Origin of the sequence: Kribbella koreensis, from assembly GCF_039525325.1 — a bacterium.
GTDB lineage: Bacteria > Actinomycetota > Actinomycetes > Propionibacteriales > Kribbellaceae > Kribbella > Kribbella koreensis.
The window spans coordinates 84083-108889 of record NZ_BAAAHK010000019.1 but is presented as its reverse complement, the minus strand read 5'-3'; the positions used below and the strand labels follow the sequence as shown (position 1 = coordinate 108889).

General features: G+C 68.1%; 23 protein-coding genes. 9 read left to right on the top strand and 14 right to left on the bottom strand.

Translation table 11 applies throughout. The annotated features are described in order from the left end of the window. Window positions 1-50 precede the first annotated feature (50 nt). Window positions 51-839: a polysaccharide deacetylase family protein gene (locus tag ABD116_RS34600; RefSeq protein ID WP_343980383.1), complete on the top strand. Its 789-nt coding sequence runs from the start codon at window positions 51-53 to the stop codon at window positions 837-839. On the opposite strand, the gene ABD116_RS34595 is transcribed toward ABD116_RS34600, so the two are convergent. Further along, window positions 836-1462, bottom strand: a complete 627-nt coding sequence (locus tag ABD116_RS34595; protein ID WP_343980380.1) for a hypothetical protein — start codon at window positions 1460-1462, stop codon at window positions 836-838. The genes ABD116_RS34600 and ABD116_RS34595 overlap by 4 nt on opposite strands. A gap of 176 nt (window positions 1463-1638) precedes the next feature. Between ABD116_RS34595 and ABD116_RS34590 the strand changes: the two genes are divergently transcribed. Then, window positions 1639-2040 carry a VOC family protein gene (locus tag ABD116_RS34590; RefSeq protein ID WP_343980377.1) on the top strand — a complete coding sequence of 134 codons (402 nt, stop codon included), beginning with the start codon at window positions 1639-1641 and terminating at the stop codon, window positions 2038-2040. Window positions 2041-2081: 41 nt separating this feature from the next. On the opposite strand, the gene ABD116_RS34585 is transcribed toward ABD116_RS34590, so the two are convergent. Continuing rightward, window positions 2082-2648: a dihydrofolate reductase family protein gene (locus ABD116_RS34585; protein WP_343980374.1), complete on the bottom strand. Its 567-nt coding sequence runs from the start codon at window positions 2646-2648 to the stop codon at window positions 2082-2084. Between the two features lie 335 nt (window positions 2649-2983). Between ABD116_RS34585 and ABD116_RS34580 the strand changes: the two genes are divergently transcribed. Then, window positions 2984-3445 carry an NUDIX domain-containing protein gene (locus tag ABD116_RS34580; RefSeq protein WP_343980371.1) on the top strand — a complete coding sequence of 154 codons (462 nt, stop codon included), beginning with the start codon at window positions 2984-2986 and terminating at the stop codon, window positions 3443-3445. Between the two features lie 315 nt (window positions 3446-3760). Here ABD116_RS34580 and ABD116_RS34575 read toward each other — a convergent pair whose 3' ends face one another. Then, the gene (locus tag ABD116_RS34575) at window positions 3761-4951 is read right to left on the bottom strand and encodes a homogentisate 1,2-dioxygenase (RefSeq protein ID WP_343980368.1); all 1191 of its coding nucleotides are present in this window, start codon (window positions 4949-4951) and stop codon (window positions 3761-3763) included. Between the two features lie 69 nt (window positions 4952-5020). Here ABD116_RS34575 and ABD116_RS34570 point away from each other — a divergent pair, with 69 nt between their 5' ends. From ABD116_RS34570 to ABD116_RS34560, 3 genes are all read left to right on the top strand, one after another. After that, window positions 5021-5884, top strand: a complete 864-nt coding sequence (locus ABD116_RS34570) for a hypothetical protein (RefSeq protein WP_343980365.1) — start codon at window positions 5021-5023, stop codon at window positions 5882-5884. Beyond that, a complete protein-coding gene (fahA, locus tag ABD116_RS34565; RefSeq protein WP_343980363.1) occupies window positions 5881-7083 on the top strand; it encodes a fumarylacetoacetase in 1203 nt (400 codons plus the stop codon). Before ABD116_RS34570 ends, fahA begins: the two co-directional genes overlap by 4 nt. 249 nt (window positions 7084-7332) lie before the next feature. Beyond that, window positions 7333-11106, top strand: coding sequence for an endo-alpha-N-acetylgalactosaminidase family protein (locus ABD116_RS34560; protein WP_343980360.1), 3774 nt, complete (start codon window positions 7333-7335; stop codon window positions 11104-11106). 52 nt (window positions 11107-11158) lie between these two features. Here the strand turns inward: ABD116_RS34560 and ABD116_RS34555 are convergent, their stop codons facing one another. From ABD116_RS34555 to hppD, 7 genes are all read right to left on the bottom strand, one after another. Further along, window positions 11159-11581 (bottom strand): hypothetical protein, encoded by a 423-nt coding sequence (locus ABD116_RS34555; protein ID WP_343980357.1) that lies wholly within the window; start codon window positions 11579-11581, stop codon window positions 11159-11161. An 81-nt stretch (window positions 11582-11662) separates the two neighbouring features. Further along, complete coding sequence (locus ABD116_RS34550; RefSeq protein WP_343980354.1) at window positions 11663-12907, bottom strand: HAMP domain-containing sensor histidine kinase; 1245 nt, start codon at window positions 12905-12907, stop codon at window positions 11663-11665. Between the two features lies 1 nt (window position 12908). Further along, the gene (gene cseB, locus ABD116_RS34545; RefSeq protein WP_343980351.1) at window positions 12909-13574 is read right to left on the bottom strand and encodes a two-component system response regulator CseB; all 666 of its coding nucleotides are present in this window, start codon (window positions 13572-13574) and stop codon (window positions 12909-12911) included. Between the two features lie 39 nt (window positions 13575-13613). After that, window positions 13614-14228 carry a hypothetical protein gene (locus ABD116_RS34540; protein WP_343980348.1) on the bottom strand — a complete coding sequence of 205 codons (615 nt, stop codon included), beginning with the start codon at window positions 14226-14228 and terminating at the stop codon, window positions 13614-13616. Window positions 14229-14378: 150 nt separating this feature from the next. Beyond that, window positions 14379-15752, bottom strand: coding sequence for an FAD-binding oxidoreductase (locus ABD116_RS34535; RefSeq protein ID WP_343980345.1), 1374 nt, complete (start codon window positions 15750-15752; stop codon window positions 14379-14381). Between the two features lie 41 nt (window positions 15753-15793). Then, window positions 15794-16264 (bottom strand): hypothetical protein, encoded by a 471-nt coding sequence (locus tag ABD116_RS34530; RefSeq protein WP_343980342.1) that lies wholly within the window; start codon window positions 16262-16264, stop codon window positions 15794-15796. A 223-nt stretch (window positions 16265-16487) separates the two neighbouring features. Then, on the bottom strand, window positions 16488-17690 hold the full coding sequence (hppD, locus tag ABD116_RS34525; protein ID WP_343980339.1) for a 4-hydroxyphenylpyruvate dioxygenase: 1203 nt from the start codon (window positions 17688-17690) through the stop codon (window positions 16488-16490). A 167-nt stretch (window positions 17691-17857) separates the two neighbouring features. Here hppD and ABD116_RS34520 point away from each other — a divergent pair, with 167 nt between their 5' ends. Continuing rightward, a complete protein-coding gene (locus ABD116_RS34520; protein WP_328320444.1) occupies window positions 17858-18331 on the top strand; it encodes an Lrp/AsnC family transcriptional regulator in 474 nt (157 codons plus the stop codon). Between the two features lie 238 nt (window positions 18332-18569). Here ABD116_RS34520 and ABD116_RS34515 read toward each other — a convergent pair whose 3' ends face one another. Continuing rightward, complete coding sequence (locus ABD116_RS34515) at window positions 18570-19214, bottom strand: IclR family transcriptional regulator (protein ID WP_343980335.1); 645 nt, start codon at window positions 19212-19214, stop codon at window positions 18570-18572. A 55-nt stretch (window positions 19215-19269) separates the two neighbouring features. Between ABD116_RS34515 and ABD116_RS34510 the strand changes: the two genes are divergently transcribed. Then, on the top strand, window positions 19270-20004 hold the full coding sequence (locus ABD116_RS34510) for a hypothetical protein (protein ID WP_343980332.1): 735 nt from the start codon (window positions 19270-19272) through the stop codon (window positions 20002-20004). A 2-nt stretch (window positions 20005-20006) separates the two neighbouring features. On the opposite strand, the gene ABD116_RS34505 is transcribed toward ABD116_RS34510, so the two are convergent. Then, window positions 20007-21242: an MFS transporter gene (locus ABD116_RS34505; protein ID WP_343980329.1), complete on the bottom strand. Its 1236-nt coding sequence runs from the start codon at window positions 21240-21242 to the stop codon at window positions 20007-20009. 69 nt (window positions 21243-21311) lie between these two features. Further along, window positions 21312-22034 carry an SDR family oxidoreductase gene (locus tag ABD116_RS34500; protein WP_343980326.1) on the bottom strand — a complete coding sequence of 241 codons (723 nt, stop codon included), beginning with the start codon at window positions 22032-22034 and terminating at the stop codon, window positions 21312-21314. A gap of 101 nt (window positions 22035-22135) precedes the next feature. On the opposite strand from ABD116_RS34500, the gene ABD116_RS34495 reads away from it, so the two are divergent. After that, window positions 22136-22987: a helix-turn-helix transcriptional regulator gene (locus ABD116_RS34495; RefSeq protein ID WP_343980323.1), complete on the top strand. Its 852-nt coding sequence runs from the start codon at window positions 22136-22138 to the stop codon at window positions 22985-22987. Here ABD116_RS34495 and ABD116_RS34490 read toward each other — a convergent pair whose 3' ends face one another. After that, entirely contained in the window at window positions 22988-24784 is a 1797-nt protein-coding gene (locus tag ABD116_RS34490; protein WP_343980320.1) for a DEAD/DEAH box helicase, read from the bottom strand. Window positions 24785-24807: the final 23 nt, after the last annotated feature.

The following is a 24807-nucleotide window of genomic DNA, read 5'->3' as shown; positions in this document are numbered from 1 at the left end:
ACGCCGGGGGTGGTGCATGGATGGCCCCTGCGACACGAGAGGATGCCGCAATGACCTTGCCGCCCGGCAAACTCTTCATGATTGCCGCCATCCTGTTCGTCGCTGCCCTCGCCCAGGCCGCCGGCCCTTCCTCCTCGCCGGCCTCTGCCGACCATCTGGTCGCGTCCGGACCGGCCGGGCCCCCGCCGCTGAAGATCTCGACGGTGGCGAAGACGGCCAAGCCGGTGCATCGGGCCGGGCGCAAGAGCCAGCGGACCGGCTCGACCGCGGTCGCGTCCGCGGACGACTGGACGCTGACGAACGACGGCAAGGTGGTGTACCTGACCTTCGACGACGGGCCGCAGGTGACGTACACGCCTCAGGTTCTTCGCGTGCTCGCCCGGCACCACGCGAAGGCGACGTTCTTCGTCCTGGGTCGCGAGGCGGCGGCGCATCCGGAGCTGGTCGAGCTGGCCCGCAGCCAGGGGCACCACATCGGCAACCACAGCTGGGACCACCCGATGCTCACGCATCTGCCGTTGAAGCGGATCCGCGAGGAGATCTTCAGCGGGGTGAAGTCGAAGTGCTTCCGGCCGCCGTACCGCGACACGAACGCGACGGTGGCGGCGGTCGCGGCGGCGAACCACCAGCGGCAGATCCTCTGGGACGTCGACACCAACGACTGGGAGAAGCCCGGCGCGGCGGCGATCGAGCACGAGATCCTGCGCGGCGCCCGCCCCGGCGCGATCATCCTGATGCACGACGGCGGCGGCACCCGCACCCAGACCGTCGCAGCCCTGGACCGGGCCCTCACCAAGCTGACCGCCCGCGGCTACACTTTCCGCGCCCTACCCTGCTAGCTGGTCACTGAGGCCGTTCCACCCGAGAAGTGTTTCAGGGCCTGGTCGATGACGTGGACCGGCTGGTCCAGGGCCTTGACCAGGTACAGGCCGGTCGGTTTGAGCAACGGGCTCGGCTTCACGACCGTACGCACCGCAGGCTGATCAAGTCCTCGTACTCCGGCGGTGGTCGCCCCGATCCCGGGCTGCAACTGCAGCTCGAGGACGAACTGCCCGAAGATCTTCACCTGCTTGAACCCCTTGACCGCCGTCCACGGCAAGATCACCGGGTACGCCGCGCCCTCGCACGCCAGCTCCAGCGCCTTGGCCGACATCCGCATCGCCACCGGCGGCAACTCGTTGGCCGCGAACCACCGCTGCCGCTCCTTGTCCAGCTTGAGCGCCAGCAGCGTACTGACCACCAACGGAGCCATTGCCGCGATCAACAACAAGCAGAACGGCCACATCCCCGACCCCTGGAACGCGAACAGCGCGTACAACGCCAACACGATGCCCAACGCGCCGATCACCAGGGTCACCCAGGCCCCCCGCCGCTGCACCTTGCTGACCACAGCCCGCCGCTGCAACACCGCACCCCGATCGATGCCGACCACAAACGTCTGCACCGGAACTTGATCGCTCATCCCCCAACCCTCTCAGCCCCCAGGTCCTCCCGCCCACCGACACGGTCCGCACGCACCAGGTACTCCCGCCGTCGGCCGCAACATCCGCTCCCTCCGCGCTAGCTCCCACCTACCCCGAGCGCGGGCTACCTCGTCGCCCGCTTGAGGCGACCACCTGGGGTATTACGGTGTCGAGTATGCGTACCTTGCATGTCGGGTTGCGGGTAAGTGAGTTGGAGCGGTCACTCGCGTTCTACACGGCCGTCGGCTATGAGGTCGTCGGGACCGTCGAAGGCACGGCGTACGGGACTCTGACGATGCTCCAGCTGCCCGGCGACCACTTCGTGACCATCGAACTGGTCCACGACCCGGCATCCGGTCCGGCCGGGCCCGGTGTCGGGATCAACCATCTGGTGATTCAGGTCGAGTCGCTGGACGCGACCCGCGCGGATCTCGCCGCCAAAGGGATAGCGGCTGGGCCGGTCGAGAACCCCGGCCCGCGGACCTGCTGGATCACCGACCCGGACGGCTATCGCATCGAGCTCGTGCAGTGGCCGGCCGGCCATCCCGACGGCATCACCAAGGGTGACTTCGCCTGATCTGACCTGCCGTCGTAGGCCGGAAGGCAAGGGCGGTCTGTCTAGTTGTCGACCCCGTAGCGGAGAAGTACCAGGCCGTTGCCGAAGGAGGTCGCTTCGAGCACCTTCAGGTTCCGGGTGTCCTCGAAGACACGGGTGCCCTTGGCACGAGAGACCGGACAGACCAGCATCCGTACCTCGTCGACAACGCCGGCGGCCAGCAGGGAGTGCATCAGTTTCAGGCTGCCCCACAGCCAGAGGTCCTTGCCCTCCTGCGTCTTCAGTTCCCGGATGGTGGCGACCGGCTCGCGCGTCACCGTCGCGGCGGGATAGCCGCCCCAGGGAGCCGCATCCAGCGTCGACGAGACGACGTACTTGGTGAGGTTGTTGACCTTCTCGCCCCACTCACCCTGCTCCTCGGCGTACGGCCAGTAGTCCTTGGCCTGCTGATAGGTGTTCGCGCCCAGGATCATCGTGTCGATCGAGTCGCCGAAACCCATCATGCTCGCCTTGAAAGCCGGATCGGTCTTCTCGGAGAACGGCTCCCCCGACACGAAGCTGAGGCCGCCGTCCTCCTCCGCCGCGATGTTGTCCACAGTCACCCACTGCTGCACTACGAGCTTGCGCATGCCACTTCCTCCGCTACCTGGACAAGCGACCAGGCCGGCCGCTCCTACCCCTGGGACGGAGCCACCACGCCAGCCTCGACATCCCACCCGAAATCTTCCCCAAGCATCTCCACCGATCCGCGGGCGCCCGCCCGGACCGGTCGACATGAGCGCTCCGTGGACTACGGCGTTGGCTTTCGTCGCCGAGCGGCTGAACGAACAGACGAACAGGAAGTAGTCGTCTCTAGCTAGTGCACTTGAGCGTGGAACGCGTTCCCGCGTACGCCGTATCGCGGTGCACTACCTGTTCTTCGGTACGTCTGGCGATGTCGGAGCGGCCTGGCATCCTCCGCTGTATGCCGATTCCACGCGCAGTCGCTGTAGTCACCGACGGTCGTCGAGCACTCGTCATCAAGCGCTACCTGCGGCAAGAGTCAGCCAGCGCCTGTGTCATGTGCGAAGCCAGCAACCAGCCCGGCCCGGATTGCCCTGGCCACCACTACGCGGTACTTCCCGGAGGCCATGTCGAGGAAGGCGAAACCGCCGAGTCGACAGCCTTGCGAGAGCTGCATGAGGAGACCACCCTCACCGCCCGAATCGACCACCTACTGTGGACCGGCAAACACAACGGCAGACCCGCGTCGTACTTCCTGATGACCGACGTCGCCGGCACGCCACTCCTGTCAGGCGACGAAGCAGAAGCGCACGGCCCCAACAACAGCTTCGAACTGCTGTGGGCCGGCGCTGACCAGTTCGAGGAGCTCGGCCTCTACCCAGTCGACATCAGGCCGCCCCTGACGGAGCTGCTCGGCGCCTAGCAGTCGGGCACTCCCGGCCAGCGGCTAGCGCACTACATGCACTCGGCAATGCGGCCCGCCCGCTCGGTGGTCACAGAAGCGGGCGGCAGACATGGGCAGTACCGCCGGCCAGACGCTGGCCACCAAGCGCAGCCACCTGCACTCGGCGCCACGGGCCGCCCGCCCGGTGGTCGCCCAAGCGGGCGACGAAGTAGCCCGCGCTCCGGGGCGGGTGGGAGCTAGCCGCAGAGGGAGCGACGCAGGAGCGGACGTTGCGGCCGGCGTGGGGAGTCCCCCGGCCAGAGGGCCGGCCAGGGGTGGGGGGGGTGGGAGTACCTACAGGCGGCGGCCGGCCCAGGTCCAGGCGTAGACGCCGTCGTCGACTGCTGCGCCGCCTTCGCCTAGTTCCAAGGGGCGGAAGGTGTCGACCATGACTGCCAGCTCCTCGAAGGATTCGGCGCCTAGGGACGCCTCGATGGCGGAGGGCTGGGGGCCGTGGGCGTAGCCGCCGGGGTGGAGGGAGATGGAGCCTAGGGCTATACCGGAGCCCTTGCGGGCTTCGTAGTCGCCGCCGCAGTAGAACATGACCTCGTCGGAGTCGACGTTCGAGTGGTAGTAGGGCACGGGCACCGACAAGGGGTGGTAGTCGACCTTGCGCGGCACGAAGTTGCAGATGACGAAGTTGTTGGCTTCGAAGACCTGGTGGACGGGTGGCGGCTGGTGGATCCGGCCGGTGATCGGCTCGAAGTCGCTCACGTTGAAGGTGTAGGGGTAGAGGCAACCGTCCCAGCCGACAACATCGAAGGGATGCGTCGCGTACGTCATCCGGCTGCCGACGATGCCACCGGCCCCGTTGCCCCGATGCTTGACCAGCACCTCGACATCATTGCCCTCGACAACGAACACCGACCCCGGCGCATGCAGATCGCGTTCGCAGTACGGAGCATGCTCGAGGAACTGGCCGAACCGGCTCAGATACCGCTTGGGCGGCGCGATGTGGCTGTTCGCCTCGATGCAATAGGCCTGTACGCCGTCCGCGCCCGGCAGCCAGCGATGCGTGGTGGCCCGAGGGATGATCACGTAGTCGCCCTCGACCGCCGACAGCACTCCGAAAACGGTCTCGACCGTGGCCGAGCCGCGCTCGATGTAGACACACTCGTCGCCGATCGCGTTGCGGTAGTACGGCGAGACCTCCGAAGCGATGACGTACGAGATCCGGACATCACCGTTCCCGAGCACCAACCGGCGATGCTCGACGACATTGTTGCCCGCGCCGGACACGAAGAGGTCGTGCAGCTTGAGATGCCGCGGCGTGAGCGGATGGTTCGCGACCGTCGCTAGATCCGGCAACTCCCAGACGACCGAGTCGACGATCGCCGACGGCACGCCCGCGTGGTACAGCAGCGACGAGTCCGACGAGAACCCCTCCTCGCCCATCAGCTCCTCGTAGTACAGCCCGCCGTCCGAGTTGCGGAACTGCGTGTGCCGCTTCGGCGGAATCTGACCTGCCTGCCGGTAGTACGCCATAACACCCAACCTATCCGATATCCGAACACAAGTGTCCGCTTACCGAAAGCATCCGTTAGGCTCGGAGCCATGTCAACCATCCCTGCCCTGTTCCGGCACCTGGTCGACGACGCGGCGATGTTCCCGCCCGGCGACCTTCCCCTGGTCGAGGCCGTGGCCGCGCACCGGGCCCACCGCCAGGCGCCGTACGCCGAACTCGTCGGCCCGCTGATCTGTACCGACGACAACCTGATGAAGGTCGCCGCCGAAGCAGCGAAGGCCGGCACCAACGGCGCCGCACCCCTCGAGGTCTCCGTCGTGATCACTGGCGGCGCCGGCGGCATCGAACCGGCCATCCGGTACGGCGACCGCTCGGCCGACGTCACCGTGAAGTCGATCGAGGTGCGGCTGCGCGACGAGGACGACCTGTCCCGCAACGCGCTGCGCGTGGTCCGCGCCTGCGACGACTGCGTGGACGAGGAGAGCGCCTTCGTCGAGATCGGCCTGGACGGCGCCTGGGAGCGCGCGCTCGACGTCGTCGCCGACGCCGGGTACTACGCGAAGCTGCGCACCGGCGGCCTCGACGCCTCCCTCTTCCCGACCGCCGACCAGGTCGCCGCCTTCATCACCGCCTGCCTCGATCGCGAGGTCGCCTTCAAGTGCACGGCCGGGCTGCACAATGCCGTCCGCCACACCGCCGAGGACACCGGCTTCGAGCACCACGGCTTCCTCAACGTCCTGCTCGCCACCCGCGCCTCACTCGACGGCGCCGGCCAGGACGACATCGCAGCAGTACTGGAGAACCGCGACGGTGAAGCCCTTGCCGCCCGAGCCGCGCAACTCACCGAGGAGCAGGCCAAAGGAACCCGGCGCTGGTTCACCAGCTTCGGCTCCTGCAGCATCGACGAACCCCGCCACGACTTGACCGCACTGAAGCTCTTGGAGACCTCGTGACCTGGATCGACATCCCCGCGAACGCAGCGTTCGGACCGGAGACCCTGCCGCTGGGCATCTTCCGGACCGGCGACGAAGAGCCGAGAGTGGGCGCGGCGATCGGCGACCAGGTGATCGATCTCGCCCCGGTCGCGTCGGCGCAGATGCTCGACGGCGCGCAGGTCTTCACCCAGCCGACGCTGAACGCGTTCCTCGCGCAAGGCCGGCCCGCCTGGCACGCGACCCGCGAGTGGCTGCTCGACCTGGTCCGCAACGAGAACAACCGCGTCGCCGTCGAACCGCATCTGATCCCGCAGTCGCAGGTGACGATGCTGCTCCCGTTCGAGGTCGCCGACTACGTCGACTTCTACGCCTCCGAGCACCACGCGAGCAACGTGGGCAGGCTGTTCCGCCCCGACGCCGAGCCGCTGCTGCCGAACTGGAAGCACCTCCCGGTCGGGTACCACGGCCGCGCCGGCACGGTCATCGTCAGCGGCACCGACATCGTCCGCCCGAGCGGTCAGCGCAAGGCGCCGGCCGACGACAACCCGGCGTACGGACCGTCGCAACGGCTCGACATCGAGGTGGAGCTCGGGTACGTCGTCGGCAAGCCGTCCCAGCTCGGCAGTCGCGTCGGGGTCGAGGACTTCAGGGATCACGTGTACGGCGTGGTGCTGCTCAACGACTGGTCCGCACGCGACATCCAGGCGTGGGAGTACGTCCCGCTCGGCCCGTTCCTCGGCAAGTCGTTCGCCACGTCGATCTCCCCGTGGGTCGTCCCGCTGGAGGCGCTCGAATCGGCCGAGGTCGCCCTGCACGAACAAGACCCGCCCGTACTCCCGTACCTGGCGAGTGATCGCCTCACCAACCTCGACATCACCTTCGAGGTCTACTGGAACGGCGAGCTGGTCAGCAGCCCGCCCTACCGCGAGATGTACTGGTCCGCAGCCCAGATGCTGGCCCACCTCTCGGTCAACGGCGCCTCGGTCCGCACCGGCGACCTGTACGCCTCCGGCACCGTCTCCGGCGCCGACAAGAACCAGCGCGGCTCCTTCCTCGAACTCAGCTGGGGCGGCCGCAAGCCCGTCACCGTCAAGGGCGAAGAGCGCACCTTCCTCCAAGACGGCGACGAAGTCACCATCACCGCCACCGCCACCGCATCCGACGGCACCCAGATCCCCCTCGGCGCCGTCACCGGCCGCATCCTCCCGGCCGTCTGAACCACCCGCCCCAACCACCGGCTGAACCGCCCGGCCAAGCCACCCGGCCGATCAGCCCGCCCGAGCCACCCACCCGGCTCGACACACGCGCCACCCCAGCCGCAGACCGGCGCAGCCGGTCTGCGGCTGGCCGTCGTGCACGCTTAATCGTTCACCAATCTTGTTCATTAGTGTTCGTTTCTCTTGACTAATTAGCGGTTATGTACGCAGAATCCGTGACACAGTGACCCGCCCGTCAGGAGTCCTACCGTGTCTCGACCCGTACTTCCGTCCTTGGCGGCAGCCGCGCTGACCGCCGGCCTGCTCGTCGCGGTGCCGCCCTCAGCGGCAACCGCCGGCCCCACCGCCGCGACCGACCGCACGCTCATCTCACCCGAGCTCACCGTCACCGTCGCCACCGATTTCCCCCGCGTCATCCGGTACGCCGACAACACCACCGGCCAGCAACTCGGCGGCCAGCCCGACGCGATCTCGACCATCACCGTCAACGGAGTCGCCCGCGCGGCCCACCTGACCGAACCGCCGACCGTGACCACCGCCAAAGCGCAGTACAAGCTGGCCTTCGACGCCCTCCCCGGCGTCGAGCTCGACGCCAGCCTCGCGCTGACCGGCCGGGTGACCACCTTCAGCATCGACGCCATCCGCGACACCGCGACCAGCCGGGTGAACACCCTCGACATCCCCAACCAAGACCTGGTCTCCGTAAACAGCACCGACCCGGGCGCGACCACCGCGTTCACCACGCTCGACCCCGACTCCACCCGGACCGCGGACAAGATCACCCCGGTCACCGCCGCGACAGCAGCGGAGCCGACCGCCACCGGAGCGGCGTACGCGTTCGTGAACACGAGCGGCCTCGCCGCCGGCATCGAGTCCAACTCGACCTACGACAAGCCGTCCGGCCAATCCGTCGACGACGGCGCACGGTTCTGGCACCAGGCCCGCAAGGCGGCCGACGGGACCAGCCGGGTCGGCGTGTGGAGTGGTCAGTGGACCTACCGCGCCGACACCTCGCCGTACACCGAGCCGCTGCCCTGGGCGAAGGTCGTGGTGACGCCGGACGCGAACAACGACAAGACCGTCGACTGGCAAGACGGCGCGATCGCGTTCCGCTCGATCATGGTCGAGCCGAAGGGCGGCGACCAGGTCAAGGACCGGGTGATCACCCACATCCCGTTCAACTTCGCCAGCCAGGCGACGCACCCGTTCCTGCGCACGCTGGACGACGTCAAGCGGATCTCCCTCGCGACCGACGGCCTCGGCCAGATGGCGCTGCTCAAGGGCTACGGCTCGGAAGGCCATGACTCGGCCCACCCGGACTACGGCGGCAACTACAACCTCCGGGCCGGTGGACTCACCGACCTCAACACGCTGCTGAAGCAGGGCAAGGACTACAACGCCGCGTTCGGCGTCCACGTGAACGCGACCGAGTCGTACCCCGAGGCGAACGCGTTCAGCGAGGACCTGGTCGACAAGACCAGCAAGGGCTGGAACTGGCTGAACCAGAGCTACTACATCAAGCAGCGCCCAGACCTTGCCTCCGGCAACATCGTCAAGCGGTTCCAGCAGTTGCGCGACGAGACGGACAAGAACCTGCAGGAGCTGTACATCGACGTGTACTACCAGTCCGGCTGGCTCGCCGACGGCCTCACCCGGCAGCTGGCCGACCAGGGCTGGCAGATCGCCACCGAATGGGCCGACCGGCACGAGCGCACCTCGCTGTGGTCGCACTGGGCCAACGACCTGGACTACGGCGGTCCCACCAACAAGGGGCTCAACAGCAAGATCATCCGGTTCGTCCGCAACCACGAGAAGGACGTCTGGAACGCCGACCCGATCCTCGGCCAGTCGTCGATCGTCGAGTTCGAGGGCTGGACCGGCGAGACCGACTGGAACAAGTTCTACGCCAACATCTGGCAGAAGAACCTGCCGGCCAAGTTCCTCCAGCAGCAGAAGATCGTCGACTGGAACGCCGGCCAGATCACCTTCACCGGCGGTGTCAGCGGAGCCGTCGTCAACGGCAAGCGCAGCCTCAGCGTCGGCGACGCGAAGGTGCTCGACGGTGACAAGTACCTGCTGCCCTGGGACGGCAACAAGAAGCTCTACCACTACAACCCGGCCGGCGGCACGACCACCTGGCAGGTCCCGTCGGCCTTCACCACCGACCGCTTCACCGTCTACAAGCTGACCGATACCGGCCGCGTCCGCATCGGTACCGCGCCCGTCCGCAACGGCTCCATCACGCTGACGGCGCAAGCCGGACAGCCGTACGTCCTGTACCCGACCCAGGCCCCGCGCCTCGCCGACCCGCAGTGGGGCCAGGGCAGCCACCTCGAGGACCCTGGCTTCAACGCCGGCGACCTGCGCGCCTGGAAGCCGACCGGCGACGCCTCGATCACCACCCTCGAGAACGGTCAGCACGTCGCCGAACTCGGCACCGGGGCGACCACGCTCAACCAGCGCATCCGCGACCTCACCCCCGGCCGCACCTACAGCGCCTCCGCCTGGATCGAGGTCGAGCCCGGGAAGTCACGCGCAACAACGCTGGACGTCAACGGCACCTCGGTCGTCGTCAATCGCTCGACCGCGATGAACCGGGTCGCCTCGGACGACAAGCAGGACCTGTACTACCAACGCGCCCGCGTGGTCTTCGAGGCCACCGGCACGACCGCTGAGCTCAGGATCGGAGCCGTCGCCGGTGCGGCCAAGGTCCGGCTGGACGACGTACGAGTGGTGGAGACCAAGCGCCCGGCGGCCGGACTCGTCGACGACTTCGAGAACGTCGACCAGGGCTGGGGACCGTTCGTGAAGGGCGATGCCGGTGGCACGACGGACCCGCGGACCGTACTGGCCAAGAAGCACGCGCCGTACACGCAAGCCGGCTGGAACGGGAAGCTCGTCGACGACGTGCTCGACGGTGACTGGTCACTGAAGTCCCATGAGGAGAACGAGGGCCTCGTCTACCGGACCACCCCGGCGACCGTTCCGTTCACGCCGGGCCACAAGTACAAGGTCAGCTTCGACTACGAGAACGGCGTGGCCGGCCAGTACAACTGGGTGCAGGGCGTGGATCGCCCGGACTCCGTCGAGGTGAAGGCGACTCCGATCGGAGTCCAGCGAACCAAGGCGACGTTCAGCCAGGAGTTCGTGGCCGGTTGCGGCGGCGACTACTGGGTCGGGCTGCGCAAGCTCTCGTCCGGGGGCGACCAGGCCGACTTCGTGATCGACGACTTCGCCGTCACGGATCTCGGTGCCTCGAGCCAAGCAGCAGACTGTACTTCGCTGAACCTGTCCGGCGCCGGCCTGAACGGCATGGTCTCCGGCGAGGAGAACACCGTCGTCAGCACCTTCACCAACAACGATGTGGTTGCTGTCAGCAACATCACGCTGGCGCTCACCGCACCGGCGGGCTGGACGGTCACCGCGACGACTCCGGCCACCCACGCGACAGTTGCCGCCGGCGCCAGCGTGACCACGAACTGGTCGGTCACTCCGCCGGCCGGTACGCCGGAGGGCAAGTACCCGCTCTCGGCAACGGGCGGCCAGGCCAGCACCTCGGCCGAGGCGACGTTGCTGCCGCCGGGGATCGTGCCGCAGTCGCGGATCACGGTGGCCGACGTCAGCAGCGAGGATGTTGCCACAGGTGGCGCCGCGACGGAGGCCTTGGACGGAAACCCTTCCACCATTTGGCATTCGGCCTGGTCGGAGGTGTCCACGCCGGCCACTTATCCGCATCACATCACGCTGGATCTCGGTACGGCGTACCAGGTGAACGGGTTCAGCTACCTGCCGCGGCAGAGTGGGACGAACGGGATGTTCAAGGGCTACGAGCTCTACGTCAGTACGGACGGGCAGAACTGGGGTACGCCGGTGAAGACCGGCCAGTTCCCCAACTCGACCGCCGTCCAGCGGCTCGACTTCACCCCGAAGGCCGGCCGCTATGTGAAGTTCGTCGGTACGAGCTCCCTGAACGGCGCGGTGTTCGGCTCTGCTGCCGAGCTGAACGTCTACGGCGTCAAGTAGAACAAGAAAAGCGGCGCCGACTCCCCCGAGTTCGGCGCCGCTTTTCCTTGTCTCACTTGGTGATGTTGACCGAGACGGCCGCGGAGGTCGCCTTGGCGGTGACGACGCGGAACTTGTTGACGCCGACGCGGCCGCTCTGCACCCAGACCGAGTAGGTCGACTTGCCGGTCACCTTGGTGGTGGCCGGGAAGTTGACCCACTTGCCGGCCTGCAGGCGCTGGACCTGGACGACCGAGCCCTTGGCGATCGCGGTGGTCTTGCCGGTGAAGGAGACCTTCGCCCACGCCTTCGCGGTGGCCTTGTCCGACTTGATCGTGATGGCCGGCTTGGCCGCGACCGTGGTGGAGACGGTGGTGGTCTGGTTCGGTGCCGCGCTGGCCTGCAGGGCGCCGGCGATGCCGACCCCACCGGCGGCCAGAGCGATGCCTGCGACAACGGCGGCGGAGCGACGAACGACCAGAGAGCGAGTGCGCATGATTGGTGATTTCCCCTCGTGTGTATGGGGTTCTGGTGAACCCGACACAGTGGAGACGCCGCCACTTCGCGAAAGGTTGTGTTACGACTCCGTCTCAGGACTATCGGGCAGAACCAGGCGGGCACAGGCCCCGCCGCCGGGCGCGATGCCGAAGGTCAGCTCGGCGCCGAGCACCTTCGCGTGACCGGCCGCGATGGTCAGTCCGAGGCCGTGCCCGACTCCTCGCTCGGCCACCCCGGACCTGAACCGGCGGGGGCCCTCGGCAATCAATTCCTCGGGATACCCGTTGCCGTGGTCCACCACTTCGATGGTCCGGCCCTGGACGGTCACCTCGACCGGCGGGCGGCCGTGCCGCAGTCCGTTGACGATCAGGTTCGCCAGGATCCGCTCGATCCGGCGCGAATCGGTGGAGATCGTCTCCTCCCGGCCGAGCCGGTGCACGACGACGCTGTCCGGGGCGAGCGACTGCTGCATCCGCAGGCGCCCGACGGCCGACCCGACGAAGGCGCCGAGCCCGACGTGCTCCAGGTCGGCCTGCTCGACGCCCGAGTCGAACCGGGCGATCTCGAGCAGGTCCTCGACCAGTCGCCGCAGGACCTTGGCGCGGTCACGTACGAGCTCGCTGGGCCGGCCGGGTGGCAACAGCTCGGCGGCGGTCAGCAGGCCGGTGACCGGCGTACGGAGGTCGTGGGCGACGTCGGCGGTGAATCGCCGCTCTGCTTCGAGTTGGCCGCGCAGGGAGCTGGCCATCGTGTCCAGAGCTGTCGCCAGCGCCTGTACTTCGTCCTTGCCCTTGCCTGCCGCGCCGGCCGCCGAGGCGTCGAGATCACCCGCGGCGATGCGGCGCGCAGTACCGGCCACTGCCACGATCCGGCGGGACAGGCTGCCTGCGGCGATGACGCTGCCCAGGGCGACCAGCGCGACCGTACCGATGCCGCCCAGGATCAGGGCGCGGCGCAGGGCGTTCATCGACGGGTCGTTGACGTCGTAGTCCTGCACGATCGACAGGATGCGGCCGTTCTTGACCCCGACCGCCGCCCACATCTTGGCGTTCGGCGCGGCCGTCTTGAAGGTGGCGCGCTTGCCGTTCATCACCGCGTCGCGCAGCGGCGGCGGCAGATCGGGATCGTCCAGCCGCGCCCCGAACACCGGTACTTCGCTGCGGTCGTAGCTCTCCGCGGCAGCCTGGATCCGCTCGTCGGCGAAGCTGCGCGTGCGGTCCAGCCGGGCCGACTGGGCCTGGGTGTAGACCGCAACGCACAACACCAGAATCGCCAGCGACGACACCAGTACGAAGATCAGGCCGAGCTTGCTCCTGAGCCCCACATCAGGCCCGCAGCTTGTATCCGAATCCGCGAACCGTCTCGATCCGGTCGGCGCCGATCTTGGTCCGGAGCCGCTGCAGGTGGACGTCGACCAGGCGGCCGTCGCCGCCCCACTCGTAGTCCCAGACGCGTTGCAGCAGGGTCGACCTGCTCAGCACGACGCCCGGGTTGTTCGCGAACTCGATCAGCAGCTTCAGCTCGGTCGGGGTGAGCTGGACCGTCGTACCGGCCCTGCGCACCTCCAGTGCCTCGCGATCCAGCTCCAGGTCGCCGAACGACTCCACGGTCGCGCCAGTGGCCGGAGTCGGCCGCTCAGGATCGGCCACCGCCCGCCGCATCACCGCGCGCAGCCGGGCCACCAGTACCTGGGTGTCGAACGGCTTGGTGACGTAGTCGTCCGCGCCGGCCTCCAGCCCGAGCACGACGTCCAGCGCGTCACCGCGGGCGGACACCATCACGATCGGGACCGTGCTGGTCTCCCGGATCCGGCGGCACACGGAGATGCCGTCCAGACCGGGCAGCATGATGTCCAGCATCACCGCGTCCGGATGGATCTTCTCGAAACTCTCGATCGCCTCGAGGCCGTCCTCGGCCGTCGTGACGTCGTAGCCATGGCGTTCCAGGGTCAACTGGGTCGCCTCACGGATCACCGCGTCGTCCTCGACCATGAGAATGCGCGCTGCCGGTTCTTCCGGTACCACTGAAGTTCAGTCTCCCTTTTGATCCGTCGAGCTCACCTTGGTCATCCGACCACCGGCCCAACGGTAGACCTCGACGCGACGTCCGGACGGGCAACAGGGCCTGTCGGTCAGCGCGAATATCTGTGTCTCGACCACCAGGTCGCCCTGCTGGCTGGGACTGATCTTCAACTGATCGGCCTTCAAACTCCAAACCCGGCGCGGTCCCTTCGGCGAGTCGGCCATCAGAACGGCTCCGAAGACGAAGTTGTCGACCGTGTGGACCAGCACCACCAGCTGCGGCGTGCCGCTCTTCATCACGTCGACGGCGACGCCCCGGGTCAGACAGCGCGCGACGATCGAGCAGTTGCCGACGATCTTGGCCATGTACGGGTCGAGGCCCTTGTCGACCTGCAAGCTGTCGCGCACCTGCTCCAGCGTCATCGCCGACTGGGCGATCCGGCCCGTCTTCGGCGACGGCGTCACGGACGGGGCGAAACCGTTGTTGGTGCTCACCGATGGCGTCGCCGAGGTGGTGGCCGGATCGGCGCCCTCGACCCGCAGGCCGGAGCCGTTGGCGCAGCCGGAGGCGACGACGAGGACGGCCAGCGCCAGTGCGGCGGGCAGCAACTGCCGTGCTCGCATAGGTGACCTCCTGCCTCGCCTCACGGTGCTCCCCCCGGTTTCAGACAACTGCCTTCCATAGTGCGGCCGGCACGTCACATTCGACGGCCATGAACGTCCAATGGCCCCGGCAGTTGCGTTGCGGTTCAGTCACAGAAGATGAAAGAACCCTCACGAAACCACCTTGCCCGGATTGAGGACGTTTTTCGGGTCCAGCGCGGCTTTGATCGCGCGGTGCACGGAGACCGCCACCGGGCCGATCTCCTCGACCAGCCAGTCGCGCTTCAGCATCCCGATCCCGTGCTCGCCGGTGATTGTGCCGCCGAGCTCCAGACCGACCTCCATCACCTTGTCGAACGCCGCCTGGGCCCGGGCCGCCTGGTCCGGATCCTCCGCGTCGAACACCACGGTCGGATGCATGTTGCCGTCACCCGCGTGGCCCAGCACGCCGATGGTGATGTCCAGGTCGAGCGAGATCTGCTCGACCGCGCTGATGAAGTCGGCCAGCCGCGAGCGCGGTACGCAGACGTCGTCGATCATCGTCGTCCCGAGCTGGTCCAGCGCGACCAGAGCCGCCCGCCGGGCCTCCAGCAGGAGCTCGCCCTCGGCCGGGTCGTCCGCCTCGATGCACTCGATCGCGCCGTACTGGCGGCAGAGCTTGGCCACCGTCGCCACATCGGCGGCGCCGGCCTCCCCACCGGCGTCGGACTGGGCGATCAGCATCGCCGCGGCCTCGGTCGGCAGGTCCATCCGCTTGTAGCTGTTGACCGCCATGATCGTGGTCCGGTCCATGATCTCCAGCAGCGACAGCGAGACCCCGCTGCGGATGATCTCGACGATCGCCTCGCCGGCCGTCCGGCCCGAGTCGAACAGCGCGGCCATCGTGCGGGGCCGGGCTGCCTCCGGGCGCAACGCGAGCGTTGCCTCGGTGATGATGCCGAGGGTGCCCTCGCTGCCGACGATCAGCTTGGTGAGGTCGTAGCCCGCGACCCCCTTGACGGTGCGGCGGCCGGTGCGCAGGACCTGGCCGTCGGCCAGTACCACCTCGAGGCCGAGCACGTAGTCGGTCGTCACGCCGTACTTCACGCAGCACAGGCCGCCCGAGTTGGTCGACAGGTTGCCGCCGATCGAGCAGAACTCCCAGCTCGACGGGTCGGGCGGGTAGAACAGGCCCTGCTCGGCGACCGCGCGGGACAGCACGGCGTTGAACACGCCCGGCTGCGTCACGACGTACCGGTCGACGGTCTCGATCTCGAGGATCTTGTCCATCTTCTCGAGCGAGATGACCAGGCAGCCCTCGATCGCGTTGGCCGCGCCGGACAGCCCAGAGCGGGCACCTTGGGGCACGACCGGGACGCCCGCGTCGGCGGCGATCTTCACCGCCGCCACGACGTGGGCCGTCTCCCGCGCGAGCACCACCGCGATCGGCTCACCGGCCGGGCAGAACATCGCCCGGTCGTACCGGTAGCTCTGGATCCGGTCCTGGTCGGTCACCAGCGCCTCCGGCGGCAGTACTTGCCGAAGGCGCTCGACTAGATCGTTCATATCCAGGAGCCTAAGCGGTTTTTTTGTTGTGTGGCAGGTGCTCAGCGGGTCCTGCTGGTCGCGTTCTGCGAGATCTCCTCGTAGCCGCTGCCGTAGTTGTGGAACTCGCGCGCGATCGCGACGAACGTGACGCCGCCGTCGGTGGACTTCACCTTCGGCGTCCGGCAGGTCCGTTGCCCGGCCGTGACAGCGCCGTTGCCACCGCTGCTGTCACACGACAGCGTGCGGCCGGAGTTGTTGCCGCCGTACTGCACCAGGTAGGCGTTGGCCCGCTGGTTCGCGGTGAGTCGCGGATTCATGGTGATCTCGGCCCAGTACTGCGAACAGCTGTCCCGGACGAGCCGGACAGTGCCCCAGGTGGGTGGTCGGTGGTCGCGCAAGATGCTTGCGGACGAGATGGATGTCGCACCGCTGCAGCTCGCGGCAGGCGCCGCCTGAGCTGAGGTGGCCAGGGCGAATACGCCCGCTCCGGCCAGTCCCACGGTGCTGAGCACAATGCCCAGTGTCTTCATCGGAAAACCCTTCCTGAGCACACGCCCCGACGTGCACTCATGGGGCAGAGTAGTCCAACCTCACCTGACCTGACAGTCAATCCGATAGTCGGACACTGAGACACGCCCGCAACGGTGTGTCGCGGGCGTGTCACGGTAGGTAGATCAAACAGAGATCAAACCCTCGCCCTCGCGCTCGGTGGCCATTTCCCCCACCACCCCGAGCGAAGCGAGGGGTGTTTTCTCAGAGGTTGCCGCGACGCTCTTGCTCTCGCTCAATTGCTTCGAACAGCGCCTTGAAGTTGCCCTTGCCGAAGCCGAGCGAGCCGTGGCGCTCGATCAACTCGTAGAAGACGGTCGGGCGGTCGCCGATCGGCTTGGTGAAGATCTGCAGCAGGTAGCCGTCCTCGTCGCGGTCGACCAGGATCTTGCGCTTCTGCAGCTCCTCGATCGGCGCCCGGACGTTGCCGATCCGCTCCCGCAGTTCCGGGTCCTCGTAGTAGGAGTCCGGCGTGTTCAGGAACTCCACCCCGTTGGCCCGCATGATGTCGACGGTGCGCAGGATGTCGTTGGTGGCCAGCGCGATGTGCTGCGCCCCGGCGCCGTCGTAGAACTCCAGGAACTCGTCGATCTGCGACTTCTTCTTCGCGATGGCCGGCTCGTTCAGCGGGAACTTGACCCGGTGGTTGCCGTTGGCCACCACCTTGCTCATCAGCGCGGAGTAGTCGGTGGCGATGTCGTCGCCGATGAACTCCGCCATGTTCACGAAGCCCATCACCTTGTTGTAGAAGGTGACCCACTCGTCCATCAGCCCGAGCTCGACGTTGCCGACGACGTGGTCCACCGCCTGGAACAGCCGCTTCGGGTGCCCCTCCGGCCGGGTCACGGCGGTCTTCGCCTCGACGAAGCCCGGCAGGTACGGGCCGTCGTACTTGCTCCGGTCGATCAGCGAGTGCCGGGTGTCGCCGTACGCCGCGATGGCGGCCCGGCGGACCGTACCGTGCTCGTCGGTGACGTCGTGCGGCTCCTCGAGCACCGTCGCACCCTGGGCGCGGGCGTGCTTGACGCACTTGTCGACGTCCGGCACCTCGAGCGAGATGTCCGCGACGCCGTCGCCGTGCTTGCGGTGGTGCTCGTTCAGCGGGCTGTCGGGGGTGACACCGCCGGTGATGACGAAACGCGCGGAGCCTGCCTTGAGTACGAACGCCTTGTGGTCCTTGTTGCCGTTCTCCGGGCCGGAGTAGGCGACCAGGTCCATCCCGAAGGCAAGCTGGTAGTACTTCGCGGTCTGGGTGGCGTTGCCGACCACGAACACCACGGCGTCCATCGCGGTGACGGGGAACGGGTCGGTGCTCTCGTCGTACGGCACCAGGCCGACCAGCTGCTTCAACTGGTCGAGGTCGAGATCGGCGTCGAGCTCTGCCGGCGTGAGGTCGGTGCTGGTCATCGGGGTCCTCCCGGTCGGTGTCGGCTTGCTGCCGCTGAGCTTCGCCGGGCCAGGACAGGTTGCGCAACAGAACCGTTTTTCACTGAGCACTCTGACCAGTATTCTCAGCCTTCTATTGGACTATTTGGTCACCCTGACCACACCTTGCCCTCACCCTGGAGGATCGCATGGCCGGAGTAGACGCCCTGGACGCCCGCATCCTCGACCTGTTCGCCGCCGAGCCCCGGGTCGGCGTCCTCGAAGCCTCCCGCCGCCTAGGCGTAGCCCGGGGCACAGTCCAGGCCCGCCTCGACCGCCTCTCCCGCGACGGCGTCGTCCGAGGCTGGGGCCCCGACGTAGACACCACCGAAATCGGCTACCCCGTCACCGCCTTCGCCACCCTCCAAATAGAACAGGGCTCCGGCCACACCACAGTCGCCGCGGCGCTGGCGGCCATCCCCGAAGTCCTGGAGGTCTACACAATCACCGGCGCCGAAGACCTCTGGTGCCGAATAGTCGCCCGCTCCAACGCGGACCTCCAACGAGTAATAGACCAGGTAGTCATCGTCAGAGGCATCCAACGAGCCTCCACTGTCATCGCCCTGGCAGAACAAGTCCCCCACCGAGTCCTACCGCTCCTGCACGCCGCCACCCGCCCCTAACCAGCCGGCCGCCAACACCAAGTCGGCCGACTGCACCCCCGGTCCCGAAGCCCGTCAGCCGTTGCACCCCTGACTATGTCCCGATCGACAGGACATAGTCACCGATCCGCCCCCAGCCCACGCTCAGCCGCCGACCCAACACCCACCCCACACCGACTATGTCCTGTCGATCGGGACACATCTCCCAGCCCCGCAGATCCAGCCCGCGAAGCCTCACGAGCAGGTTGTGTGGGTGGGGTCAGGCGAGGCGTTTGGCTACTTCTACCGCGGCTCGGGCTACTCGGGGGCCTACGAAGTCTCGGTCCAGTTTGCCGAGGACGACGACGCCGATGGAGGCTTCTACGCCTGGTACGCCGAGGACCGGCGACGAGACGCCTTGGGCGCCGGCCTGGAGTTCGCCGGCTGTGATGACGAAGGGGCGGCCGGCCGGGTCGGGCTTGCGGCGGCCGGCGAGGATTGCTTTGCCGGCCGCGCCCTGGTCGAGGGCGTGGCGCGACCCCATCCGGTACGAGACGTGGAAGTCGGTCCAGCTCGGTTCGATCACCGCGATCGCGAGCGCCTCGTCCCCGTCGGCGACGGTCAGGTGCGCCGTCGCGCCGGTGTCTTCGGCGAGCGAGCGTAGTACCGGCAAGGCAGCGTCTCGCAGGGTCGGCTGGACGCGACGCGAGTAGTGCAGGACGGCGAGCCCGAGGCGGGCGCGGCCTTCGCTGTCGCGGCGGACCAGCCGGTGCAGTTCGAGCGTGTTGACCAGGCGGTAGACGACCGTCCGGGAGACGTTCAGCGAGGCGGCCAGCTCGGTGATCGACAGGCCGTCCGGGGCGTCCGCCAGCAGCTCGAGGACGGTGAGCCCCCGGTCGAGTGTCTGGGACGTCTCTGCGGGCACAGCCGAAGCGTAACCTTTTTCGGCCCGCGGCCCGATGTCCCCGTATCTTGCTGCCGTGCGAAATTACTGGGCGCTGCTCCCCGCCATCGCCATCTGCGTCGGTCTGATCCTCCTGTACGCCGTGCCGACGCTGGTCAATCCGCAGTGGACGAGCAGCATCCTGGGCCTGTTCAAGCAGCTCCCCGGCGGCGAGGAGACCGAGGAACCGGCTCCGCTCGGCCCGAAGCAGATCCGTTCCCGGCGGATGCTGGCCGGCGCGCTGGTGATCGGCGCGCTCGGGCTGGTCGGGTTCAACGTCGTGCTCAACCGGGAGGCGAACGGCTGCTACCTGGCCGCCAAGGCGTGGGGCGCGACCGACGATCCGAAGCAGGACGGCGACCCGTGCGTCAACAAGATCTTCGGCGCGTTCTTCAGCAACGGCAAAGGCGAGGTGCTGGAGAAGTCGCAGCAGCCGGTGGCCGGGTACCAGGTGGTCAAGGGCAAGCATCCGGCGTACCTGAAGTGGATCCAGAACCCGCCGAAGCCGGACGAGGTCGCGATGGTGTTCGGCGTCGGCTTCAACTGCTCGAACGATCTGAAGGTGATCGAGACCGCCGACAAGATCACCGCGGTGATCGACGACACCGAGCCGTGCCCGCCGGACAGCCAGATCGAGGTCGTACCGATCAAGCTCGACAAACCGGTCGGCGACCGCCCCGTCGTCACCGTCGGCGGCCAGCCGATCCCCCGCATCGACCCCGACCTCCCGTCCTGGGGCACAGTCCTCAAGAAACTCGCCACCGGCGGCTGAGTTCAGCGCAGGGCGCGTACCTGGGAGTCGTACCGGCGGAAGGGCCGGTTCGTGGCGAGCAGGATGAGCAGGCCGGTGATGCAGACCGCGGCGCCGCCGAGCAGGGCGATCGTCGGGGTGCTGAGCGAGGCCGCAGTACCGGCCACGAAGTCGCCCAGCCTCGGGCCGCCCGCGACGACCACGATGAAGACCCCCTGGAGCCGGCCGCGCATCGCGTCCGGGGCGGCTGATTGCAGGACGGTGTTCCGGTACGCCGAACTGACCATGTCCGCCGCACCCGACAACGCGAGCAGCGCGACCCCGAGCCAGATCGTCCGCGACAACCCGAACAGCCCGACCGCCGCCGCATAGACCGTGATCGCCGCGACGATCGCCACCCCTTGCCGCCGGACGCGGCTCACCCAGCCGGAGAACAGCACCCCGACGAGCGCCCCGATCGCCGGCGCCGCCTGCAGCAGCCCGACAGTCCGTACGCCGCCCGCGAAGAACGCGCCCGCCACGGCTGGGAACAGGGCCCGCGGTTGCGCGAACACCATCGCGAAGATGTCCGCGAGGAAGGTCGCCAGCAGGGCCGGGGCGGCTCGGAGGAACGTGAAGCCCTCCAGGACCGAGCGCAGGCCGGCCCGGCGTACCAGACCCGTCGGTGGTACCGGAGGCAGCCGGAACAGCGCGTAGAGGGCGGCGGTGAAGGTGATGACATCCACCAGGTACGCCGCGCCGAACCCCTGCCACGCGATCACCACGGCCCCGAGCAACGGTCCGGCGGTGAAGCCGAGGTTGAACGCGGCCTGGCTCAGCGTGTTGGCCGCCGGGAGAAGCTCAGGCCGGATGAGCCGCGGGATGATCGCGGACCGTGCCGGGTTGTTGACCGCGAAACACGCCGACTGCACCGCGACCACGGCGTACAGGACCCACACCTGATTCCAGTGCAGCTCCGACTGCGCCACCAGCACCATCGACAACAACCAGAGCCCGCCCGACGAGACGAGCGCGAGCGTACGCCGATCGATCGCGTCCGCCATCGCCCCGCCGTACAACCCGAAAACCACCAGCGGCACCAGCGCGAAAAGCCCGACCAGCCCCACCGCGAAGGTCGAATGCGTCAACGCATAAACCTGAATCGAAACCGTCACCGCAGTCATCTGCTGCCCCAACTGCGACACCGTCGACCCGACCCACAACCGCCGGAAATCCGCCGACTCCTTGAGCGGACGCACATCGGTCAACAGTCGAGCCACAGCCCTGAACCTATGTCACAACCTACGGCCCCCGACAGCAGGGCACAGCCCTTTCACTACTGACACCCTTCACCAGGGCAGCCGGCCGTTCTCGTCGTGGACCTGGCCGGTCGGGCCGTCGGGTCCGAGCGTCGCGAGGCGGACCGCGACGGCCGCGCCCTCGGCCGGCGTACGAGCCGCGTCCCAGCCGCCCATGTCGGTCGCGCAGTTGCCGGGGTCGGCGGCGTTGACCAGGATGCCGGTGCCGCGGAGTTCGTTGGCGAGCATCACGGTGACCATGTTCAGCGCGGCCTTGGACGAGTTGTAGCCGAGTGTCCGGATGGCCGACATCGGCGACTCGGGATCGCCGACCTGGGTGAAGGACGCGAGCGAGGTGGACAGGTTCACGATTCGGGCGGCAGTGGCGTTGCGTAGTACCGGGAGCAACGCGGTGGTGACGTCGACGACGCCGATCACGTTGGTCTCGAAACCGGCGCGGAGCGGACCGGCGGCGACCTCGGTCACGCCCGCGTCACCGTCGGGGATGATCGCGGCGTTGTTGACCAGTACGTCGAGCCGCCCGTGCTCCTGGCCGATCCTGGCCGCCGCGTGCCGGACCGACGCCGGATCGGTGACCTCCAGCTGGACAGCCTCCGCATCGAGGCCGTCGGCAACGAGTTCCCCGGCCGCTGCCTCGCCGCGAGCCAGGTCTCGCGATCCGATCAGGACGAGGTAGCCGGCCTCGCCCAGCTGGCGGGCGATCTCCTTGCCGATTCCCTTGTTGGCTCCGGTGATGAGTGCGAGTTTTTTCATGCCTCCGACCTTTGCCGTGGACGGCGGGTCGCGGCAGAGTGGGCCGAGCCTGGGATCGGCGGTCCCTGGCTGGGTTTCGGCGGGCTTGAGATGCTGGCGGCATGGACACGGCACAGCTGGCGGAGTTCCTCCGGATCCGCCGGGAGCGACTGCGCCCGGACGATGTCGGCCTGCCGGCCGGACTCCGGCGCCGTACTCCGGGCCTGCGGCGCGAGGAGGTCGCTTCGCTCGCCACGATGTCGACGGACTACTACACCCGCCTCGAGCAGGGCCGTGGTCCACGACCGTCCCGGCCGGTACTGACCGGCTTGGCCCGCGCGTTGCGGCTCTCCGACGACGAGCGGGCGCATCTGTTCCGGCTGGCCGGGGAGCAGCCGGGGCCGCCGCCGGGGCCGGCCGTTGAGGTGCGTCCCGGCGTACTGCGGATGCTGGCGAGGCTCGACATCCCGGGGTTGGTGCTGGATGCGAAGTACGACGTACTGGCCTGGAACCCACTGGCCGCGGCGCTGATCGCGGACTTCTCCGCCATCCCACCCCGCGACCGCAATCTCCTGCGCCTGCGCTTCCTGTCCGGCTCACGCCAGCAAGACCGCTTCGGCGAGTCGCAGACTGTGCAGTTCGCCCGCGAAGCAGCTGCGGACCTACGAGCCGCAACCAGCCGCTACCCCGACGACCCGTCGACAGCCCACCTGGTCGAGGACCTGCTGTCAGGCAGCACCGAGTTCGCCCAGCTCTGGTCCCGTCACGAGGTCGCCAGCCAGCAATCCATGTGCCAGACCATCCACCACCCCACCGTCGGCCAGATCGACGTGACCTGCGAAGTCCTCGTCATCCCCGACCGCGACCAGCGAGTAATCCTCTACACCACCGCCCCCGGCTCCCCCTCCGCCCAGGCCATTCGCCTACTGGAAGTAGTAGGCACCCAGTCCCTCACCAGCAGGCCAGGGGGGTAGTCAGGCTCGGCGTTGGGTGGCCCAGTCGCGGATCAGTTCTATTCGGTCTTTCAGTTCTGTGGACGAGGCGTGGGCGGCGGCGGGGCCGCCCAGTTTGCGGCGGAGGTCGTTGTGGATGACGCCGTGGGGCTGGCCGGTGCGGTGGTGCCAGGCGGCGACCAGGCCGTTGAGTTCTCGGCGCAGGAGAGCCACCTGCTCGTGCGTGGCCAGCTCGACCGGGGTCGGTTCGTCGCGGGTGGTGGACTTGCCGCGCCGCTTCTCCTGGGCCAGCGACTTCGCCTGCCGCTTGTTCAGCAGTTCGCGGACCTGGTCGGGCTCGAGCAACCCCGGCAGACCGAGGAAGTCCAGCTCCTCGTCCGAGCCGAGATCGCCACCCATCCCGTAGTCGCCACCGTCGAAGACCACCCGGTCGAAGCTCGCATCCGACCCCAGCGCCTCGAACTTGGCGTCCAGGTCGTCGCTCGCGCCCTCGGCCTCGTTCGCCTTCTTCAGCAGGTCGTCCTCGAGGGCGAAGATGTCGCCGTCCTCGGCGGAGTTCTTCCGGCCGAGCACGTGATCCCGCTCGACCTCCATCTCGGCCGCGAAGCTCAGCAACCGGGTCACCGACGGCACGAACACCGACGCCGTCTCACCCCGCTTGCGCGCCCGTACGAACCGCCCGATCGCCTGCGCGAAGAACAGCGGCGTCGAGGTCGGCGTCGCGTAGACCCCGACCGCCAGCCGCGGCACGTCGACGCCTTCGCTCACCATCCGGACCGCGACCATCCACCGCTGCTCGCCGGCCGAGAAGGTCTGGATCTTCTTGCTCGCCGCCTTCTCGTCGGACAGCACGACGGTCGGCGCCTCGCCGGTCAGCTCGCGCAGCACCTTCGCGTAGGCGCGAGCCGTGTTCTGATCACCAGAGATGACCAGCCCGCCTGCATCCGGCATGTGCCGCCGTACTTCGGTCAGCCGCTTGTCAGCAGCAGCCAGTACTGCGGGCATCCACTCGCCAGTCGGGTCCAGCGCGGTACGCAACGCCTGCGCGGTCAGATCCTTCGTCAGCGGCTCACCCAGTCGCGCCGCGACCTCGTCACCGGCCTTGGTGCGCCAGCGCATCTCCCCGGAGTACGACATGAAGATGACCGGCCGTACGACGTGGTCGCGCAGCGCGTGACCATAGCCGTAGACGTAGTCCGCCCGACTCCGTGCAGCGCCATCGTGCCCGTGCTCGTACGTGACGAACGGGATCGGGTTGTCGTCGCTGCGGAACGGCGTACCGGTCAACGCCAGCCGACGGGTGGCCGGGTCGAACGCCTCCCGGATGCCCTCACCCCAGCTGAGCGCGTCACCGCCGTGGTGCACCTCGTCCAGGATGACCAGGGTGCGGAACTTCTCGGTCCGGACCCGGAAGGCGAGCGGGTTCACCGCGACACCGGCGTACGTGACCGCGACGCCCTGGAAGTCCTTGTTCGTCCGGCCCTTGCCTCCCGCGAACGTCGGGTCGATCGCGATCCCGGCCCGGTCGGCCGCCTCGGCCCACTGGACCTTCAGGTGCTCGGTCGGCGTCACCACCGTGATCCGGTCGATCACCCTGCGCTGCAGCAGCTCGGCGGCGACGGTCAGCGCGAACGTCGTCTTACCGGCGCCCGGCGTCGCGACCGCCAGGAAGTCCTTCGGCTGCTTGTCCAGATAGAGCTGAAGCGCCTCCGCCTGCCAGGCCCGCAGCTTGCTCGCAGTTCCCCACGCGGCGCGGTCCGGATAGGCCGGAGGTAGCACGGCTGGTGCTGCTGGCACGTGCGAATCCACGGACGGCATACTCCCCCGATAGTCGACTGTCG

Bases quoted from the DNA above. Each gene is read 5' to 3' on its own strand.
- ABD116_RS34520 (WP_328320444.1), top strand. From the start codon at position 17,858: ATGGCCGGAGTAGACGCCCTGGACGCCCGCATCCTCGACCTGTTCGCC.
- ABD116_RS34580 (WP_343980371.1), top strand. From the start codon at position 2,984: ATGCCGATTCCACGCGCAGTCGCTGTAGTCACCGACGGTCGTCGAGCA.
- ABD116_RS34490 (WP_343980320.1), bottom strand. From the start codon at position 24,784: ATGCCGTCCGTGGATTCGCACGTGCCAGCAGCACCAGCCGTGCTACCT.
- ABD116_RS34570 (WP_343980365.1), top strand. From the start codon at position 5,021: ATGTCAACCATCCCTGCCCTGTTCCGGCACCTGGTCGACGACGCGGCG.
- ABD116_RS34575 (WP_343980368.1), bottom strand. From the start codon at position 4,951: ATGGCGTACTACCGGCAGGCAGGTCAGATTCCGCCGAAGCGGCACACG.
- ABD116_RS34495 (WP_343980323.1), top strand. From the start codon at position 22,136: ATGGACACGGCACAGCTGGCGGAGTTCCTCCGGATCCGCCGGGAGCGA.
- ABD116_RS34535 (WP_343980345.1), bottom strand. From the start codon at position 15,752: ATGAACGATCTAGTCGAGCGCCTTCGGCAAGTACTGCCGCCGGAGGCG.
- ABD116_RS34590 (WP_343980377.1), top strand. From the start codon at position 1,639: ATGCGTACCTTGCATGTCGGGTTGCGGGTAAGTGAGTTGGAGCGGTCA.
- ABD116_RS34600 (WP_343980383.1), top strand. From the start codon at position 51: ATGACCTTGCCGCCCGGCAAACTCTTCATGATTGCCGCCATCCTGTTC.
- ABD116_RS34500 (WP_343980326.1), bottom strand. From the start codon at position 22,034: ATGAAAAAACTCGCACTCATCACCGGAGCCAACAAGGGAATCGGCAAG.
- ABD116_RS34585 (WP_343980374.1), bottom strand. From the start codon at position 2,648: ATGCGCAAGCTCGTAGTGCAGCAGTGGGTGACTGTGGACAACATCGCG.
- cseB (WP_343980351.1), bottom strand. From the start codon at position 13,574: ATGGTCGAGGACGACGCGGTGATCCGTGAGGCGACCCAGTTGACCCTG.
- ABD116_RS34595 (WP_343980380.1), bottom strand. From the start codon at position 1,462: ATGAGCGATCAAGTTCCGGTGCAGACGTTTGTGGTCGGCATCGATCGG.
- ABD116_RS34555 (WP_343980357.1), bottom strand. From the start codon at position 11,581: ATGCGCACTCGCTCTCTGGTCGTTCGTCGCTCCGCCGCCGTTGTCGCA.
- hppD (WP_343980339.1), bottom strand. From the start codon at position 17,690: ATGACCAGCACCGACCTCACGCCGGCAGAGCTCGACGCCGATCTCGAC.
- ABD116_RS34540 (WP_343980348.1), bottom strand. From the start codon at position 14,228: ATGCGAGCACGGCAGTTGCTGCCCGCCGCACTGGCGCTGGCCGTCCTC.
- ABD116_RS34530 (WP_343980342.1), bottom strand. From the start codon at position 16,264: ATGAAGACACTGGGCATTGTGCTCAGCACCGTGGGACTGGCCGGAGCG.